The organism is Streptomyces sp. NPDC059788 (assembly GCF_042732265.1).
In the GTDB taxonomy this organism is placed as follows: domain Bacteria; phylum Actinomycetota; class Actinomycetes; order Streptomycetales; family Streptomycetaceae; genus Streptomyces.
This window is the reverse complement of record NZ_JBHWHY010000048.1, coordinates 19,598-35,134: the sequence shown is the minus strand read 5'-3', so window position 1 is coordinate 35,134 and position 15,537 is coordinate 19,598. Positions and strand designations below refer to the sequence as shown.

At 70.5% G+C, this 15,537-nt stretch carries 10 protein-coding genes; 4 read left to right on the top strand and 6 right to left on the bottom strand.

Translation table 11 applies throughout. The features are described 5' to 3' along the window. Positions 1-110: 110 nt before the first annotated feature. Together ACFV57_RS33175 and ACFV57_RS33170 are read right to left on the bottom strand one after the other, a co-directional pair. Positions 111-4,397 (bottom strand): LamG-like jellyroll fold domain-containing protein, encoded by a 4,287-nt coding sequence (locus ACFV57_RS33175; RefSeq protein WP_385239819.1) that lies wholly within the window; start codon positions 4,395-4,397, stop codon positions 111-113. A gap of 837 nt (positions 4,398-5,234) precedes the next feature. Further along, on the bottom strand, positions 5,235-5,759 hold the full coding sequence (locus tag ACFV57_RS33170; RefSeq protein WP_385239817.1) for a DUF6790 family protein: 525 nt from the start codon (positions 5,757-5,759) through the stop codon (positions 5,235-5,237). A 56-nt stretch (positions 5,760-5,815) separates the two neighbouring features. Between ACFV57_RS33170 and ACFV57_RS33165 the strand changes: the two genes are divergently transcribed. Beyond that, positions 5,816-6,235 carry a MarR family winged helix-turn-helix transcriptional regulator gene (locus tag ACFV57_RS33165; protein ID WP_385239815.1) on the top strand — a complete coding sequence of 140 codons (420 nt, stop codon included), beginning with the start codon at positions 5,816-5,818 and terminating at the stop codon, positions 6,233-6,235. Between the two features lie 2,510 nt (positions 6,236-8,745). Then, positions 8,746-9,084, top strand: coding sequence for a hypothetical protein (locus ACFV57_RS33160; RefSeq protein WP_385239813.1), 339 nt, complete (start codon positions 8,746-8,748; stop codon positions 9,082-9,084). Positions 9,085-9,520: 436 nt separating this feature from the next. On the opposite strand, the gene ACFV57_RS33155 is transcribed toward ACFV57_RS33160, so the two are convergent. Then, positions 9,521-10,099, bottom strand: coding sequence for a MarR family winged helix-turn-helix transcriptional regulator (locus ACFV57_RS33155; protein ID WP_385239811.1), 579 nt, complete (start codon positions 10,097-10,099; stop codon positions 9,521-9,523). A gap of 59 nt (positions 10,100-10,158) precedes the next feature. Here ACFV57_RS33155 and ACFV57_RS33150 point away from each other — a divergent pair, with 59 nt between their 5' ends. Both ACFV57_RS33150 and ACFV57_RS33145 read left to right on the top strand, forming a co-directional pair. Further along, positions 10,159-11,103, top strand: a complete 945-nt coding sequence (locus ACFV57_RS33150) for an amidohydrolase family protein (protein WP_385239809.1) — start codon at positions 10,159-10,161, stop codon at positions 11,101-11,103. Positions 11,104-11,483: 380 nt separating this feature from the next. Further along, a complete protein-coding gene (locus ACFV57_RS33145) occupies positions 11,484-12,002 on the top strand; it encodes a hypothetical protein (protein ID WP_385239807.1) in 519 nt (172 codons plus the stop codon). A 170-nt stretch (positions 12,003-12,172) separates the two neighbouring features. Here the strand turns inward: ACFV57_RS33145 and ACFV57_RS33140 are convergent, their stop codons facing one another. The 3 genes from ACFV57_RS33140 to ACFV57_RS33130 form a co-directional block, all read right to left on the bottom strand. Next, entirely contained in the window at positions 12,173-12,898 is a 726-nt protein-coding gene (locus ACFV57_RS33140; RefSeq protein ID WP_385239805.1) for an SDR family NAD(P)-dependent oxidoreductase, read from the bottom strand. Positions 12,899-13,058: 160 nt separating this feature from the next. Then, on the bottom strand, positions 13,059-14,309 hold the full coding sequence (locus tag ACFV57_RS33135) for an MFS transporter (protein WP_385239803.1): 1,251 nt from the start codon (positions 14,307-14,309) through the stop codon (positions 13,059-13,061). Further along, positions 14,306-15,457 carry a PLP-dependent cysteine synthase family protein gene (locus tag ACFV57_RS33130; protein ID WP_385239801.1) on the bottom strand — a complete coding sequence of 384 codons (1,152 nt, stop codon included), beginning with the start codon at positions 15,455-15,457 and terminating at the stop codon, positions 14,306-14,308. Before ACFV57_RS33130 ends, ACFV57_RS33135 begins: the two co-directional genes overlap by 4 nt. Positions 15,458-15,537 lie beyond the last annotated feature (80 nt).

Genomic DNA, 15,537 nt, shown 5'->3' with positions numbered 1-15,537 from the left:
CCAACCCTTCGCTGCGCCACCCGCGGCCTGTGGCAGGGCGGGGTGGCAAGAGGTTTCCGGGGAAGACGGTGGGCTGCGCCGGGCCGCGGGTACGGGGCCCGCAGCCGGGGCTACGGCTGCGGGACTTCGGTGGGCACGTCGTTCCAGTGCTCGGCCAGCCAGCGGACCTGCTGCTCGCTCAGCGCGCCCTGGAAGGCCCACAGGTCGTCCACGGCACCGGGCCAGTACTCGCCCCAGGTGCCGCGGCCCTTGGCGCGGCCGATCTGCAGGCTCTTGACGGCCTTGAAGGAGAGCACGTTCTCGGCCCAGGGGACCTGGTCTGCGCAGGCGCTGTTGTCGGCGTTCCCGTCACCGTCGGCGTCGGTGCAGGCGAGGGCTTCGAGGGTGCCGTTGACATAGAGACGAGCCTGTTTGGCGAGGCCGTCGTAGACCACGGCCAGGTGGTTCCATTCCCGCACGTCATGGAAGCCCTGAGCGTTGTCGGCCCGGGTGATCGGGGCATCGGCGGTGTCCTTGTCCGCCATGGCGAACTGCCAGTGGCCCTGGGCCTGTGGGTCGTTGGGTGCTGGTACGAAGCCCACGGCGAAGGCGCTGGTGTGCTCGCCGTCTGCGCTCAGCAGGGCGGAGGCGCCCTTGGGAACGGCGGCGGCCTGGACCCAGGCGGCGACGGTGAAGCTCTCGCTGGTGTCGACGGGCACGGTGGAGGTGGCGGCGTAGTCGCCGGTGCCGTCGAGCAGCAGTCCGTTGCCACCCATGAAGGCGGCCTCGGGGGTCAGCTTGGCGTCACCGTACAGGGCCATGGGGCGAGCCGGGGAGAGTGCGTCGGGCGTGGTAACGGGGCCGGTGCCGGTGCTTTCGTCGAATTGCCAGCGGCCGGCGAGCAGGGGGCGGTGCTTGAAGAGCTGCTGGACCTCTTCGGCGGAGACGGGACGGTCGAAAAGGCGCACGTCGTCGATCTGTCCGGGAAAGTAGCTGCCCAGGGCTCCGTCGCGGTAGGAGCCGGCGCCGATCAGCAGGGGGCCGGCGGCGTAGAAGGCGCCGTTGAGTTTGGCGGCGCCGGTCCTTTGGCCGTTGACATAGAGGGTGAGGGTGTCGGCGATGGTGTCGTGGACGCCGACCAGATGGGCCCAGGTGCCGCCGGCGGCCTGCGGGCCGGTGGCCCGTACCGGCGTGCCGGTGGGGGCGTCGTCGGTGTACTGGTTGAAGACCCAGCGGTCCAGGTCGGCGGAGTAGTACAGCTCGAAGCCCGGGGCGTGGGCGCCGGCCTGGGCGGCGACGACCGCGGCCCGGGAGGGCTTGGTGGTATCGAGTCTGGCCCAGGCCGAGACGGTGAAGGAGCGGGCGGTGTTCAGGTGGGGCGCGTTGACGCGGGCGTAGGCGTCGGTGCCGTTGAGGGACACCGCGTTGCCGGCGACGCCCGGCACCCCTGGCTTGGCGCCGCCGTGGAACTGGGCGGGCAGCACGTCCGCGCGCGCGGACACTTCGGTGGCGCCGGGCTGCTCGTCGAGGTCGAAGACCGCGACGGCGGGGCGTTCGGGGCCGGCGATGCGCTGCTTGGCGTAGAGCTTGGCGACCTCGGGTGCGGTGATCTGCTTGTCGAAGATCTGCAGGGCGTCGATGGTGCCGGGGAAGTGCGCGGAGACCTTGCCTTCGTAGGTGGCGGCGCCGATGTGCAGGCCGCGGCGGGCGTTCCAGGCGGCGCTGTAGGGCGTCTCGCCGGCGAGTTTGCCGTTGACGAACAGCTGCAGCTTCTTCGCGACGGGGTCGTAGGAGCCGATCAGGTGGGTCCACTGGCCCGGCGTCAGGCCGCCGGGGGCGGGGGCCATGGCCCGCACGATGGGGGCACCGGGGTCGTCCTTGGCGTACTGGTTGAACACCCAGCGGTCCAGGTCCGCGGAGTAGTACAGCTCGGTGCCGGAGACCCGGTTGCCGGCCTGGGCGGCGACGATCGCGGCGTGCCGCGGCTTCTCGGAGGGGTTGACCCACGCGGAGATCGAATAGCCGCGGTCGGTGTCGACGACGGGCAGGTCGGCGGTGGCGTAGGCGTCGGTGCCGTTGAGGGACAGGGCGGTGCCCAGTACGCCGTCGGCGCCGGTGCGGGCGCCGCCGTACAGGCGTGCCGTACGGGGCGGGGCCGTGCCCTGGGCCTGCTGGGCGCCGGCGGGCTCGTCCAGCTGCCAGGCTGCGCGGTCCGGCTGCCCGGCCTTGACGCGGAACTGGTAGGTGCGGATCTCGCTGCCGTTGCCGGCCGCGTCGAAGGCCTGCGCGGTGACGAAGTTCAGCCCCGGCCGGGCAGGCAGCACCATCGCCTTCTGGGGCGCGCCGGCGCTGGTGGCGATCTCGCGGGTGGGCCAGGGGTCGCCGTTGAGGTTCCAGCGGTAGCGGGTGACGTCGCTGGAGGCGGAGTGCAGGGTGAAGGTGCCGTACTGGCCGACGCCGTCGTACCACGGATCGTCCGGGTTGTCGGGATCGGAGGCGGGATACTCGCCGGAGGTGACGGCGGGGGCCTTGGGGACGCTGGTGTCGTAGACGAAGTAGCAGGCGGTCGCCGTCCCGGCGAACGACCACGGCGAGTACTGGGCACCGTCCCAGGCGCGGGCGTACCAGAAGATCTGTTTGTTGGCGGGGATCGAGGCCGGCAAGCTCACGGCGAAGCTGGAGCCGGACTTCTTGGCAGTGGTGTGGCCCGGCTGCCAGCGGGCGATGGTGCCCTTGCCGTCGCCGGCGTCCCACTTGGCCTGGAACTGCACCGCGACGCTGTCGCCGTCGGGGTCGCTGACATTGTTGGCGTAGATCTTGCCCAGGGTGCGGGTGCGTGCCGCGGCCTGGGGCGTCTTGCACACCCCGCCGTACTCCATGGCCAGCTGCGACATCTTGATCTGCGCGGGCGGCCGGTTGTACTGCACGCGCAAGAACGCCTTGTCGGAGAACCGCTTCCAGCCGTAGCGGTCGTCCTCATCGGTGGCGCGCAGCCCGAACGTCATCGCCGACCACTGATGGTCGGCGGCCTCCTGGACCGCGGCCTTGACGTCGAATTCGGCGTCCCGGGCCGCGCAGCCCTCGTAGCCGTAGGCGAAACTGGACGTCTTCAAGTGCCGCTGCCAAAACCCGTCGGCGTTCTGGGCGTTCCAGGTGGTGGCCGAGGAGATGTCCTTGGTGCGCCACAGCTGCACCTCCCGCGCGGAGCAGGACGCCGCCCAGGTGTTGTTCACCACGAACTCGGCCTTGAGGACCGTCTTGCCGGCAAAAGCGGCGGTCGGCACGCGGTAGAACAGGCGCTTGGTGTCGTTGGGCTTGCAGTAGTTCCAGCCGCAGTAGCCCAGCCCCGCATCGTGGTCGCCGTTGAACTTCCATTGCGGAGAGGAGGCCCAGTACTTCGAGGCCACCGTCCAGGCCGCCGCGCGCGGCGAGGACCACTGCGGGTCGATGAAGACCGGGTAGACGGTGTCCTTGCCGGTGAGCACGTCCGCGTCGGGCTTGAGGACCACCTCGCCCTGCCCGGCCGGCACCTGAACGCCGACCGGCGCCAGCTTGCCGGACTCCCCCGCCCCCGGCTCCTGGCCACCGTCACGCGCCGCCGCGGGCCCGGCCCTGGCAGCCTTGGGCCCGGTGGCGCCCTGCGCCGCGGGCCGTCCGGGGCTGGAGTCCCACATCATCGGGGTGGGTGCCTCGAACACCGCGGCCTTGGCGCCCTCGTCGACCGCCTCCAGTCCCCCGCCCGCGGTCTCCTTGACCTGCAGGCCCGTCGCGGACAGCTTCAGCCGCAGCTGCGCCAGCTCCGCACTGGCCGCGGCCTCGGCCGACTTGACCACCAGCAGTTGCGTGAACCCGTCGGCCTGCGCCCCCATGCGCAGGTCCACCTCCGGCAGCACGTCGCGGTAGGTGGCCGTCGCCCCCTCCAGTACGGGGGCCGGCAGCCGGGTCGGCCAGGACAGGGCCAGTTCCCGCCCGGTGCGCTGCATACGCACCAGCGGACCCGTCCCGCCTCCGGAGAAACGCAGGTCCACCGTCGTGACCTTCGGAGCCACGGTGCCGTCGTCGGCCGTCACGAGGTCGGTGTCGATCTCCCGCCACTGGCCCTTGATCCGCGCCCGCACCGGGCGCAGATACTCGCGCGCCTCCAGATTGCCCTCGGGGGTGGCGAACACCTCCCGGCTCTCCCCGCGCGCGGAGGTCACCTCGATGTTGGTGTCGCCGCTCCTGGCCTGCGCCAACGCGGCCTGTTCGGTGGCGGCTCGGGCCGGGCGGGCAGCCGCGGAGGCCGGGTGCGCCGTGCGGGGCTGGGCCTGGGCCTGGGCCGCGGGAAGTCCTGGCAGCAGGCTCACCGACACCGCGGTGCCCAGCATCCAGACCAGTAACCGGCTGGCGCCGCGCCGTCTGCGCGCCGAACGCGTCATCCCCACTCCCCGCCCACAATATGAAGATTCCATGAAGACCGTGGAGCGGGACAGTACGGGCACGGCAGGCCAGTGGTCTAGATCACTCCTCCCGCTCCGCGAAGCAAAAGCGGCATACCACTCCAGAAGGGCCGGTGATCTGGATCACTTGAGGGAAGGTTGTACGGCAACAGGAACCAAGTTCATAAGGATTCCCGGGCGGGCAGCCCCGCCAGCGCCACTCACACCCCTCAAGGCGAAGATCGCCCGACCGTGCCTCCTTCGACCCGCTCTATGTCTTGTCGTCGAGGGCCGCCAGAGCGTCGCGGAGTTGCCTGTGGGGGTTGGCTGGCTTGCGGGCAGGGGGTGGCGGGCGGATTCGGTGCGCAGGTCGTCGAGGAGGAGGGGCTGGCGGCTGGCGGCTGGCGGCTGGCGGCTGGCGGCTGGCGGCGCCATTCGGTCGGGGCGGACTCGGCGGCGGCTTGAGGCAGGAGGGCGTTGGCGGCGAAGGTCAATAACCAGATCCGCGTTGGTGAAGTCGGGACGCGGAGCGCCGGCTACGTGACCCGCCCGACGATCCGTTGTGCAGCGCCCTTCGTGCGGCCGCAGGCGGTCATGCGGCATTCCGCGTCCGGATAACGTCGCTGACCACGTCGGCGACGGCGGGGTCGGTGGCCTGGAGTTCGCAGAGCCTCTCGACGCAGTACGTGCCCCCAGGCGCCCTCGCTCGACTGCCAGACGTCCACCGCGTCGACGGGCCCCGTGAGCCGCTCGGCGGTGGCCGATTGCGTGCCACCCGTCTCGCTGCCGCCATGGCGGCAGCCATGAGCCGCCGCGGCGAGGACGGCTCCCCCGGTGTCAGGTGGCGAGCGGGCCGGTCGGCCGGGGCGTGGCGGCCAGGCGGCGGGACCGTACGGCCAGGATGATCATGACTGCCGGGATCAGGAGGTCGTTGACGAGAACTCCGCCGGTGTTCCCGGGGGCGTGGTCGCCGTTGGCGAACCACTGGTAGACGTGACCGACGAAGGCTCCCCACAGGAACATGCCGCCACCGAGCCCGATGGTGATGCGCTCACGCGGCGAGGCCGAGGCGGCGCGGAAGCCCATGACGGCCAGCCCGAGGTTGGCGAAGGCGATCTCGAACATGAAGGGCGTCCGGTCGAAGCCGATCGCAGTGGCCATGACGTCCGGGAAGGCGAGGAAGGCGATCGTCATCCACAGGCTGCCGATGCCGAAGGCGCCGATGGCCCACCAGCGCTGCCAGATCTCCAGGCGTTCCTGGGGCGAGGTGGCGTGGCGGGCCCGTACGAAGGCGCCGATGGCCGGGACCAGGATCCAGACCACGGGGAAGGCCGATTGGGCGAGGTAACTGACGTTGTCCATGACATCAGTCTTACCTCGTTAACATTAACCCGTCAACACTCTGCTATGCTGACGCCGTGGACGAAGGACTTGCAGACCTGCTGCACCGCGTGGTGATGCTGCTGGGAGAGGCGACTCGGCAGCGCACCGACGACCGGGCCGGCCTGACCTACAGTCAGATACGGCTACTGGGAACACTGGAGGACATCGAGCCGGCGACACAGCACCGGCTGGCACAGGCACTGTCGGTGTCCGACCCGGCCATCAGCCGAGCCCTGCGGCCGCTCGAAGCCGACGGCCTGGTGCAGGTCACCACCGACCCCGCACACGCGCGACGGCGCCTGGTCCGGCTCACCGACGCCGGCCGGAAAGCCTTCCACACCGCCGGAAAGCCGCTCTACGACGAGTTCCGCGCCAAGCTCATCGAAGCCGGCTTCCCCTACGAACGCTATTTCGACGACACTCTCCGACTGGCCGAGCTCCTCAGATCCGCCTGAGAACCCTCTGCGTCCCGCCGCCCGCCGGCCCCGGCCCGTGTGCGGGCACAGGCGTAGGCGCAGCGCGACGTGCCCGGTGTACGTACACGTCGTCAGCTCGGCCCGGCCTTGCCGAACCGGCCGTCATGCCGCAAGAACGCGTCCGCGTCTTGCCCACTGCGTCGGCAACTGCCGCTGACGGACCACCGGGTCCAGGCACCGCCCGGTTTTCACGGGCGCGTCGGCGTATACGGCGCCGGTGTGCCGGTGCCTGTCGGCCAGGTTGGTCCGGTTGTTCCGGTTGGTCCGGGCCCGCAGCGGAGGTGTTTCTCTGACCGGATCGGTACCGTCCGCGCCGTCCACGTAGTACCGCTGTGTGGCTGGCGCACGGCCGCCCGTCCGGCGCCGGCGCTCTCCCGATAAGGACGCCAGGGCGTCTCTCCCCCGGCCTCCAGGAACCCGCGCCGTGCTTCGCAGCCAACAGCCACACCGATGTCCGGTGAGCCGTCACGGCCGGCTGACGGCGGTGCCGCGCATGCAGCTCGGACCGCAGGGCATGACCGGCGCGGCTCGTTCCCCGGGCATGAGGAGACGGACACCGGCGGTCGAGCGGCAGCCGGACCGCCGGTGACGCCCCGACCCGCCGACCGCAAGGCCCTGCCTCGACGGCCGAAAATCCGCCTGTCCCAGACCCAGGGCCGACGGTCCGCCCGCGGGTCACGCTCCCTCAGCGCCGTACCGCCGACCGGCCGCACGGCGAATCCCCGCGGACGCGACAGCAGAGCCAGAAACCGCCCCCGCCCGACCACTCCGAAGCGCAGGCCAGCGCAACGGCAGCAGCGTGGCGTGAACAGGAGAACGTCGGGATGCGGCGGCGGAGACCGCCGAGGGTGCGCACGCCCCAGCCTCGGAGAGCTTGCGGTCCTTGGCGGCCGGCCAGGGAATTGCGTCCACCCCACGGACGAGCAGACGCAAGACCGGGCGGCCCCTCAGCGAGAAGCCGCCCCCTGTCGCTGCGCGCCGCGGCTTGTTACGCCGAATGGCCTGACCACTTGATGGGCTTTTCCAGGAACGAATTGGAGGGGGCGCAGGAGGCGTACGAGATGGCTCCGGGCTCTACCACCGCGCCCTTCGGGAACTGTCCGTTCTCACACCTGACCGCCGCGAAGAACGACCCCCCAACGCACTTGACACCCACAGTGGTCTCGTCGTTCCAGACCATCGCACATAGAAGCCTCGCCGCACGCGCTGACGCCGCGGACGCATGGTTCGCACCGGCGGGCGCAGCAGACGCATGCCCCGCAGTCGCTGTGAGTCCTGCCCCGGCCATCACCACGGCCGTCAACGTACTGACAATCGCCCGGTTCACGAATACCCCTCTCCACCCGGGGCACCGATGCCCCAAGGACAGCTCATGTTGCTCAAGCGCAGGAAACAGGGCAACAGCGATGGAACTGATCAAGACAGTGGACGATCTACTCGCCCGGTTACCGCCTCATCCGCGTGACGACCGAACGGACAGCGGACACACAGGCGTTACCACCCACCGGCGGTGGCCCGAGACGGACGGCAACACCGCTACGGGCATGCCGCTACGGCGCCGACACCGCCACTACCTCCACCGCTGCGCACCCTCACCGGGCCAGCCCCCGGCCGCCCCAGCCAGACATACCGGCCAGCCCGGTAGACAGAGCGGGAAACCCGCCCTTCGGCCTTGGCTTCGGGCAGGAAGCGGGTGCCCGTCCGCCAGAACGCCACGCCGGTCTTCCGCTCCCGTTCAGGGGCAGTCGGCCAGGCATCGGCCGATGCCGAACGCCAGCGTCTCGGCGCTCTCTTTTACCTGCTTGCCGAGCGCGCTCTGCGCCATGTGCGGATGCCTTTCGCTGTGTCCTTTCGGCACCTCACACCCGGAAGCGGATAGCGAACCTGAACAGCTCGGCTATGGACAGAGAGCAGCACATACCGCCACGCCTCTGGGCAGTCCGACGGCAATGGATCCGCCCACGCAGCAAAGCCCGCCTCTCGGTCCGGGCCTTCTTGAGTGGACTTCGCCCCCGCTGGCCGCAATGCACAGCAGCGCCGTCGCCTCATTTGGAGGAACCGTACTGCAACCATGACTAAACGTGCCAAGGATCATGTCCGGTACCTGACTTACGACCGGATTACCCCAGTTCATGGCCTTGAATAGAGCATGGCGCCCCCCATAGACAGAGGTCGGCGCGACCACCGACCACCGCCGCCCGGCCCAAGGGGAACACAGATGGGCCCGGCGGTCAGAAAGGGAGCACCTCATGTCTCGTTTATCGAGAAGAACCCACATCCTGGCCACGATTGCTGCCGCCTCGGCGTCCGTCATACTCCTCGGAGGAGGCACAGCAGCCGCCGACAGCAGCCACGCAACGCACGGGTGGGAGCATTCTCCGGCCGCCCGCCTTGCGGCAGACCCAGCGGCTCTGACCGCGGCCGCCAATCAACGGCCCGCGTCCGGGAAAGACCTCAAGGCCGCACCGGGCACCCAGGACGCGAACGGGGTGTGGCAGGTCAACAGCACCACCCCCACCCTGTCCAACACCGTCACCGACAGCGACGGCAACACCGCACGCCTGACCTTTCTGGTTTACACCACCGACGCCAACGGCAACGCCTGGGACCAAGTCAAGCTCACCGACCCCAACACGGGTAAGCCCGCCCCCTACGGCGTCCTGGTGTCCGACTACGTCACCTCCGGCAGCACCGCGAAGGTCACCCTGCACGACGGCGACCTGAAGCCGAACACCACCTACGTCTTCCGCACCGCCGCCTTCGACGGCGTCCAGTGGGAGGCGGGCTGGTCGGCGTGGACGAAGTTCAAAACCCCGGCCGCGCCGTGAACCGGGCAGCCACCCCTGAGTTCGCGCACCGTGACGCGTCCAAGGTGACCGTGTCGTGCACCGTCGCCAAGCCGTGACCGGCTGGTAGGGCACGACACAGACTGGGGCGGGACGGCCACGCCCTCCCGCTCCAGCCTCGCCCCTGAAACCAGCAGAGGACGTTGAACCACGGCATCACGTGGCTGACCGACGCCTGTCGGGGAGACGCCCCACCCAGGGAGTACTGGTATTTCCGCGACACCCGAACGGCTGGCCGTTTCCACATCGGCGACACACCGGACGAGGGCCTGGCGCTCCTGCTCCCGGCGTTCGAGGAAAACGGACTCCCCCGTGATGACGTGAGCGAGGAGTTCAGAGGAGCCCGACTCGTTGCGTGCGCCCCTGGCCACCTTGCAGCAGCACCACACAACCCGCAGCCGCCGAAGTCCCTGGACGCTCAGCCCTCCTCTTGAGCCACCGCTCCGCCCGTTCCGGCCGCCCCGGCCGCCCCGGCCGCCCCGGCTGCCTCGGCCGCCCCGGTGATCATCTCGCCGATGATGCCGGCAAGGCGATGCATCTGCGCGGTGAGTTCGCGCCGCTCCTCGGGCGCGAATTGCGACAGAGCGGCGTACTGGCGTGCGCGCAGTCCGGCCTGCATGGCGGCGAGACGTTCGGCGCCTTCCTCGGTGAGGCGGACGAGAACCTGACGCTCGTCGTGCGGCGCACGGCGTCGGTCGACCACGTTCTTGCTCTCCAGTTGCTGCAGCATGCGCGTGGCAGTGGGGACGCTGACCTCGGCGTTCGCAGCCAGGCGGCTGACCGGCAGGCCCTCGCCTCGGGGGTCGTCGGCCAGCGCGGCGAGCAGGGACATCTGTGACATGGACAGGCCCGCGGCCTCCGACCGGCCCGCCGTCGCCGCCCGTGAGCGTCGCATCGCGTAGAAGAGTCGATCGGCAGCCAGGGCCAGCTCCTCGATGTCGGGCTCCACGCGCGGTTCGGCGGCGTTGCTGGGCTGGGTTCCGGTCGTCTCCCTCATGTCTGTTAGCCTACTAAAAGAATATTGTTAGTGTGCTAATCATTAGGAGGCGAAGCGCCATGGCCTTCCCTGCTCGCATCGACGTCCACCAGCACATCGTCCCGCCCGTCTGGGCCCAGACCCTCGCCGCGCAGGGCCTCGACTCCGGTGGCTGGGCCATCCCGGGCTGGAGCCCCAGGAGCGCCATCGCGATGATGGACCAGCAGGGCATCGCCACCGGCGTCCTGTCCGTCACCGCCCCCGGCGTCCACCTCGGCGCCGACGCCCAGGCCCGGGACCTCGCCCGCGCCGTGAACGAGTACGGCGCCGAGGCCGTCAAGGACAACCCCGCCCGCTTCGGCTACTTCGCCGGCGTCCCGCTGCCCGATATCGACGCCGCCGTGGCCGAGGCCGTGTACGCGCTGGACGTCCTGCACGCCGACGGCGTCGTGCTGATGTCCAACGCCCGCGGGCGATACCTCGGAGACCCCGACTTCGAGCCGCTGTGGGCCGAACTCGACCGCCGCGCCGCGAACGTGTTCGTCCACCCCGCCCAGCCGCCGATGCCCCTGCTCCCCGGCACGCCCGCCCCGCTCGCGGACTACGTCTTCGACACCACTCGCAGCGCGCTCAACCTCGTACTGAACGGCGTCATGAACCGTTACCCCAGCGTGCGCGTGATCCTCTCCCACGGCGGCGGCTTCCTCCCCTACGCCGCCTACCGCTTCTCCGGCCTGACCTCCATGGCCGTCGACCCCGACCGCACGTCCGAGGACGTCCTGCGCGACCTGAAGCGCTTCTACTTCGACACCGCCTTGTCCGCCAGCCCCAGCGCCCTGCCCGCGCTGCTCGCCTTCGCGGAACCGGGACACGTCCTGTACGGCAGCGACTGGCCCTTCGCCCCTCAGGAGGCCGGGAGCTACTACAACCATTTCCTGGAGACCTACCCGGACTTCACCCCCGGCCAGGAAGAAGCCATCAACCACAAGAACGCCCGGGCCCTCCTCCCCCGCCTCGCCCACTGACCCCCGAGGCCCGAGCAGACGCACGAACCGACGCGGACTCACACCCCGCGACGCACGAGGTGACGGGCAGCTCGTCCACCGCCAGGTCCTCACGCACGCGCACTACCCGCGGCCGGTGGCGGAACCTCGTGAATTCCTAGGCACAGCCTGCTGGCGTACGGCGGTGGGCAGGAGCAGGCTCATGCCCACCGCGCGCATCCCGTGCCCGTTCGCGCGGGCAGGCCCAAGCGGTACGACCGGATCGTGGCGGCGGCTGCACCACTGGTCGAGGAGCTTTGAGGAGGTGGCCCAGCTTTCCGGACCGAAAATGTTCCGGCCGTGCGAAGACCGGCACGATGAAGGACGCCGCGTGTCCGGTTCGCTGACCTCGGGAGCTAAGGATGCTGGAGAAGTTCAGGGCGCAGGACCGGGCACGGAGAGTGGAACGCCGGGCTCATGCCGACTACACCGGTGGCGTCTACGGTTCGCTGCTCGCCGCCTCCGTAGTGGTCGGAGCCAGTACGCTCGGAGCCTTCCCGAGGCTGGAACTGGCGTTGCTGCTGCTGACCACCGGGGTCGTCTTCTGGCTCGCGCACGTCCATGCCCAGCTCTTCGGCGCACGCATGGCGCAGCGCTCCCTGAACCGAGGAACCGTGCTGCACGTGTGCCGTGAGGAGTGGCCCATCGTGGAGGCGGCCGTGCCGTCCACGATCGCCGTGCTTGTCAGTCCCCTGCTGGACCTCGATGTCCAGGGCGCCGCCTGGCTCGCCCTCGCCGCCGCTCTGATCGGCCAGATGGGCTGGGCGACCGCTGCCGCGCGGCGCGCAGGCGCCGTCTGGCGCCAAGTGGTCCTCACCGACGCGGTCAACCTGGTGATCGGTCTGCTGATCGTGGCCCTCAAGTTCGTACTGAAGCACTGATCCCGGTGGGGCACGATGCGGCGGCCGCATCGACCGAAAGCCGCCTCGGACCCGCAATGCGATCGGGCGGCCGTCTCCGGGCCGATCGGGGCGGAGTTGCGGCGTTCGCGATCGCTGTCTCCGCACTGCGGGCATCTTCTTCCCGTCCGCCCGCCCGCTGGTTCCGTGCGCTACGCGCCCTGGGGCTGCGGGTGGAGCTGCTCGATCCGGTCACGCTTGGTGTACATGTCCCAGTACTGCTCCGCGAGGTCGTCCGGATCGACGACCGGGAACTTTGCGGTCGACCCCGTGGGGGTTCCGGCTCGGTCGATGAGTGTGCTCATCTCGCTGCGGGCGATCATGGCACCGACGGAGAGGGTCCCGGCGTAGATGCCTGTGTCGGCGAGTTCACCGTGGAGGGAGTAGAGGTAGTTGCGGGCGGCGGCGCCGAGGGGGGCCAGGCCGCTGAGCCTGGGCATGGGGTGGACGGCTGTGACGCCGGTGGTCAGGAGGAAGGCGCCGTCTCCCCGCTCGGTCCACTCCGGCAGTACAGCGCGCACCACTTCCACCGGCGTCAGCAAAAACATGGGCAGACCCGCTTCCAGGACGGCCGCGTCCGTCTGGGCGGCCGGGATCAGGCTCTGCTCGGTGCTGAACGGCCCGTACTCGATCACATCGATGCGGCCGAAGCGGTCGCGGACGCTCGCGATCAGCGCCGGCACGTCGGCGGGCCGGGAGAGATCGGCGGTGAAACCGGCTGCCTCGATTCCGTCCACCGCCAGCTGCTCGACGAGGGCGTCAAGGCGATGCCTGCGGCGCGCCACCAAGGCGACGCGGAAGCCCTCACGACCGAAGCGACGGGCGACGGAGGCGCCAAGACCGCTGCCGGCTCCGAATACGGCGATCACTTTGGACACGAGGGCGCTCCCTGCTCCAGATAGCTTGACCATGTGGTCAACTTGCATTTCGACGGTAACACGCTGGTTGACCCGAGGGTCAAGTTCCACTGGTGGGCCGGACCGGCAAGGAGGCGCACGCCGGCCCGGACCAGGCGGTCCGGGCCGGCGCACCGATCGGCTACGCCGGGGCGGGCTGCGGTCGGCGGCTTGGTGTCAGGTGTCCGCCGCGGGCGAGGGCGGCGAGGGCTGTTGCGCAGGTCAGGCCGGTCGCGGCCAGGACGCTCCAGGTCAGCCAGCGGGCGTCGTGGCGTGCGGCGAAGTCCCACAGGGCGCCGGTGACAAGGTTGCCCACGGTGACGCCCAGGCCGGAGACGGTGTTGTAGAGGCCGTAGTGGGTGGCCACCAGGCGGCCTTCGGACAGAGCCACGACGGTGTCCATCTCGAAGGGATAGACCACGGCGCTGCCCGCGGCGAGCAGGACGACGGCGACCACGAGCGCGGCGAGGACCGCCGTCGCCGTACCGGGTGGAGCGAAGGCCAGGGGAAGGAAGGCGAGCCCCATGGCGGCCAGGCCGCGTACCAGGGCCTGGCTGGGGCTCCACCGGGCCTTGGCCCAGCCGGTCAGCCGGAGTTGGCCGACGACGGTGACGGCGGCCGAGACGACGAAGAGGCCGCTGGTGACCAGGGTGCCCCGGGCGCCGAGGGCGTCGGAGGCGGCCAGGGGCAGGGCCAGGTAGACCTGGAAGGTCAGGACGTAGGAACCGATCATCGCCAGCGAGAACAGCAGGAAGGGCCGGTTCGAGGCGACCGTGCGCCACTGCGTGAGCAGCCGCTCCGGGGCGGACGCGGCCGTGCGGCTGAGCGGGGGAAGGGCGCGCCACTGCAGCAGGGTGAGCGCGGCGAACACGGCGGCGGCGACCGTACACACCAGGCGGAAGTCGGCGGTCAGCAGCGCCAGGCCGACGAGCGGGCCCGCGAGCATACCGGCTTGGTAGTAGACGTTGAAGGTGGCGAAGGCGTCCACCCGCCGCGGGCCGGCTTCGGCGGCGAGGTAGGCACGTACGGCCGGGTTGAACAGGGCGCCGGCGAAACCGGTCGCAGCGGAGGCGGCGATCAGGGCGGGGAGGTTGTCGACCCAGCCGAGCAGGCCGAAGCCGACGGTGCGCAGCAGGCAGCCGGTCATGATGGGGATCTTGTAGCCGACGCGGTCGGCGAGGGTGCCGCCGATCAGGAACATGCCCTGCTGGGAGAAGTTGCGCACGCCCAGGACGAGGCCGACGGCCCAGGCCGCCAGCCCCAGGGTGCCGGCCAGGTGGGCGGCGAGGTAGGGCATGAGCATGTAGAAGGCGAGGTTGATGGCGAACTGGTTGGCCATCAACAGCCGTGCCGCGGGCGGAAAGGAGCGGGTCTGCTGCCACAGGTGCTTCATCGGGTGGCTCCCGCGGCGGTCAGGCCGTGGCGGGTGGCGGGGCGGGTCGGGTCGGTGACGTGGGTGCAGCGGGTCCAGCGGGTGACGACCCGTCGGCCGGGGTCGTCGATCTCGTCCGGGTCTTCGGCGGGCGGCTGGTCCAGCAGGTGGTGTTCGCGGCCGTAGGTGTCGTCGAAGACGGTGCCGACGTAGCGCTGCGGGCCGTCGGGGAAGACGGTGACGATCCGTTCCTCGGCGGGCAGGGTGCGGGCCAGCCAGCGGGCGACCAGGGCGACGGCGCCCACGCTCCAACCGCCGGTGGCGTAGTGGTCGCGGGCCAGGCGCCGCGCGGCCCATACGGCTTCGGGAGCGGCGACCCAGTGGACCTCGTCGAAGAGATGGTAGGCGACGTTACGGGGGTAGATGCTGGAGCCCAGACCGCGCATCAGGCGGGGCGCGGCGGGCTGGCCGAAGATCGTGGAACCGGTGGTGTCGACACCGACGACACGCAGGCGCGGGAAGAAGCCGCGCAGGACGGAGGCGATGCCGGCCGAATGGCCGCCGGTTCCCACCGAGACCACCAGGGTGTCGATCCGGCCGAGCTGGGCGGTCAGTTCGTGGGCGAGCGGGGCGTAGGCGGCCACGTTGTCGGGGTTGTTGTACTGATCCGGGCACCAGGTATCGGGGTGTACGGCCAGGAGTTCTTCGACGCGGTGACGGCGGGCCTGCTGCCAGCCGCCGACCGGATGCGGGCTGTGCACGAGGGCGACGTCGGCCCCGTAGGCGGTGAGCAGGCCCGTCATCAGAGGTTCCATGCCCGGGTCGGTGACGACGGTGACCGGGTGGCCGAAGGTGGCGCCGGCCAGGGCCAGGCCGAGCCCCAGGGTGCCGGAGGTGGATTCGACGATACGGGCGCCGGGCAGCAGCTGCCCGCGCGCCCGCGCCTCATGGACCATGTGCAAGGCGGTGCGGTCCTTGATGCCGCCGGGGTTGTGCCCTTCCAGCTTGGCCCAAAATCCCCGCCCGGGGGCGGTGAAGGGCTCTCCGATCCACAGGACGGGGGTGTCCCCGACGAGGCCGGCGGGGGTGTGCATCGGGCGCCGGGCGCCGGCCAGCAGCTGCGCCGGGGAGGCGGGTACGGGTACGGGAGTGTGGTTGACCTGATTCATGGCGTGCTTCTCCTGCGGCCGGCGCCGAGCGGCGGCGAACGGCCGTGATGGTCGGGGGATGACGGAGGTGCTCACTGGCC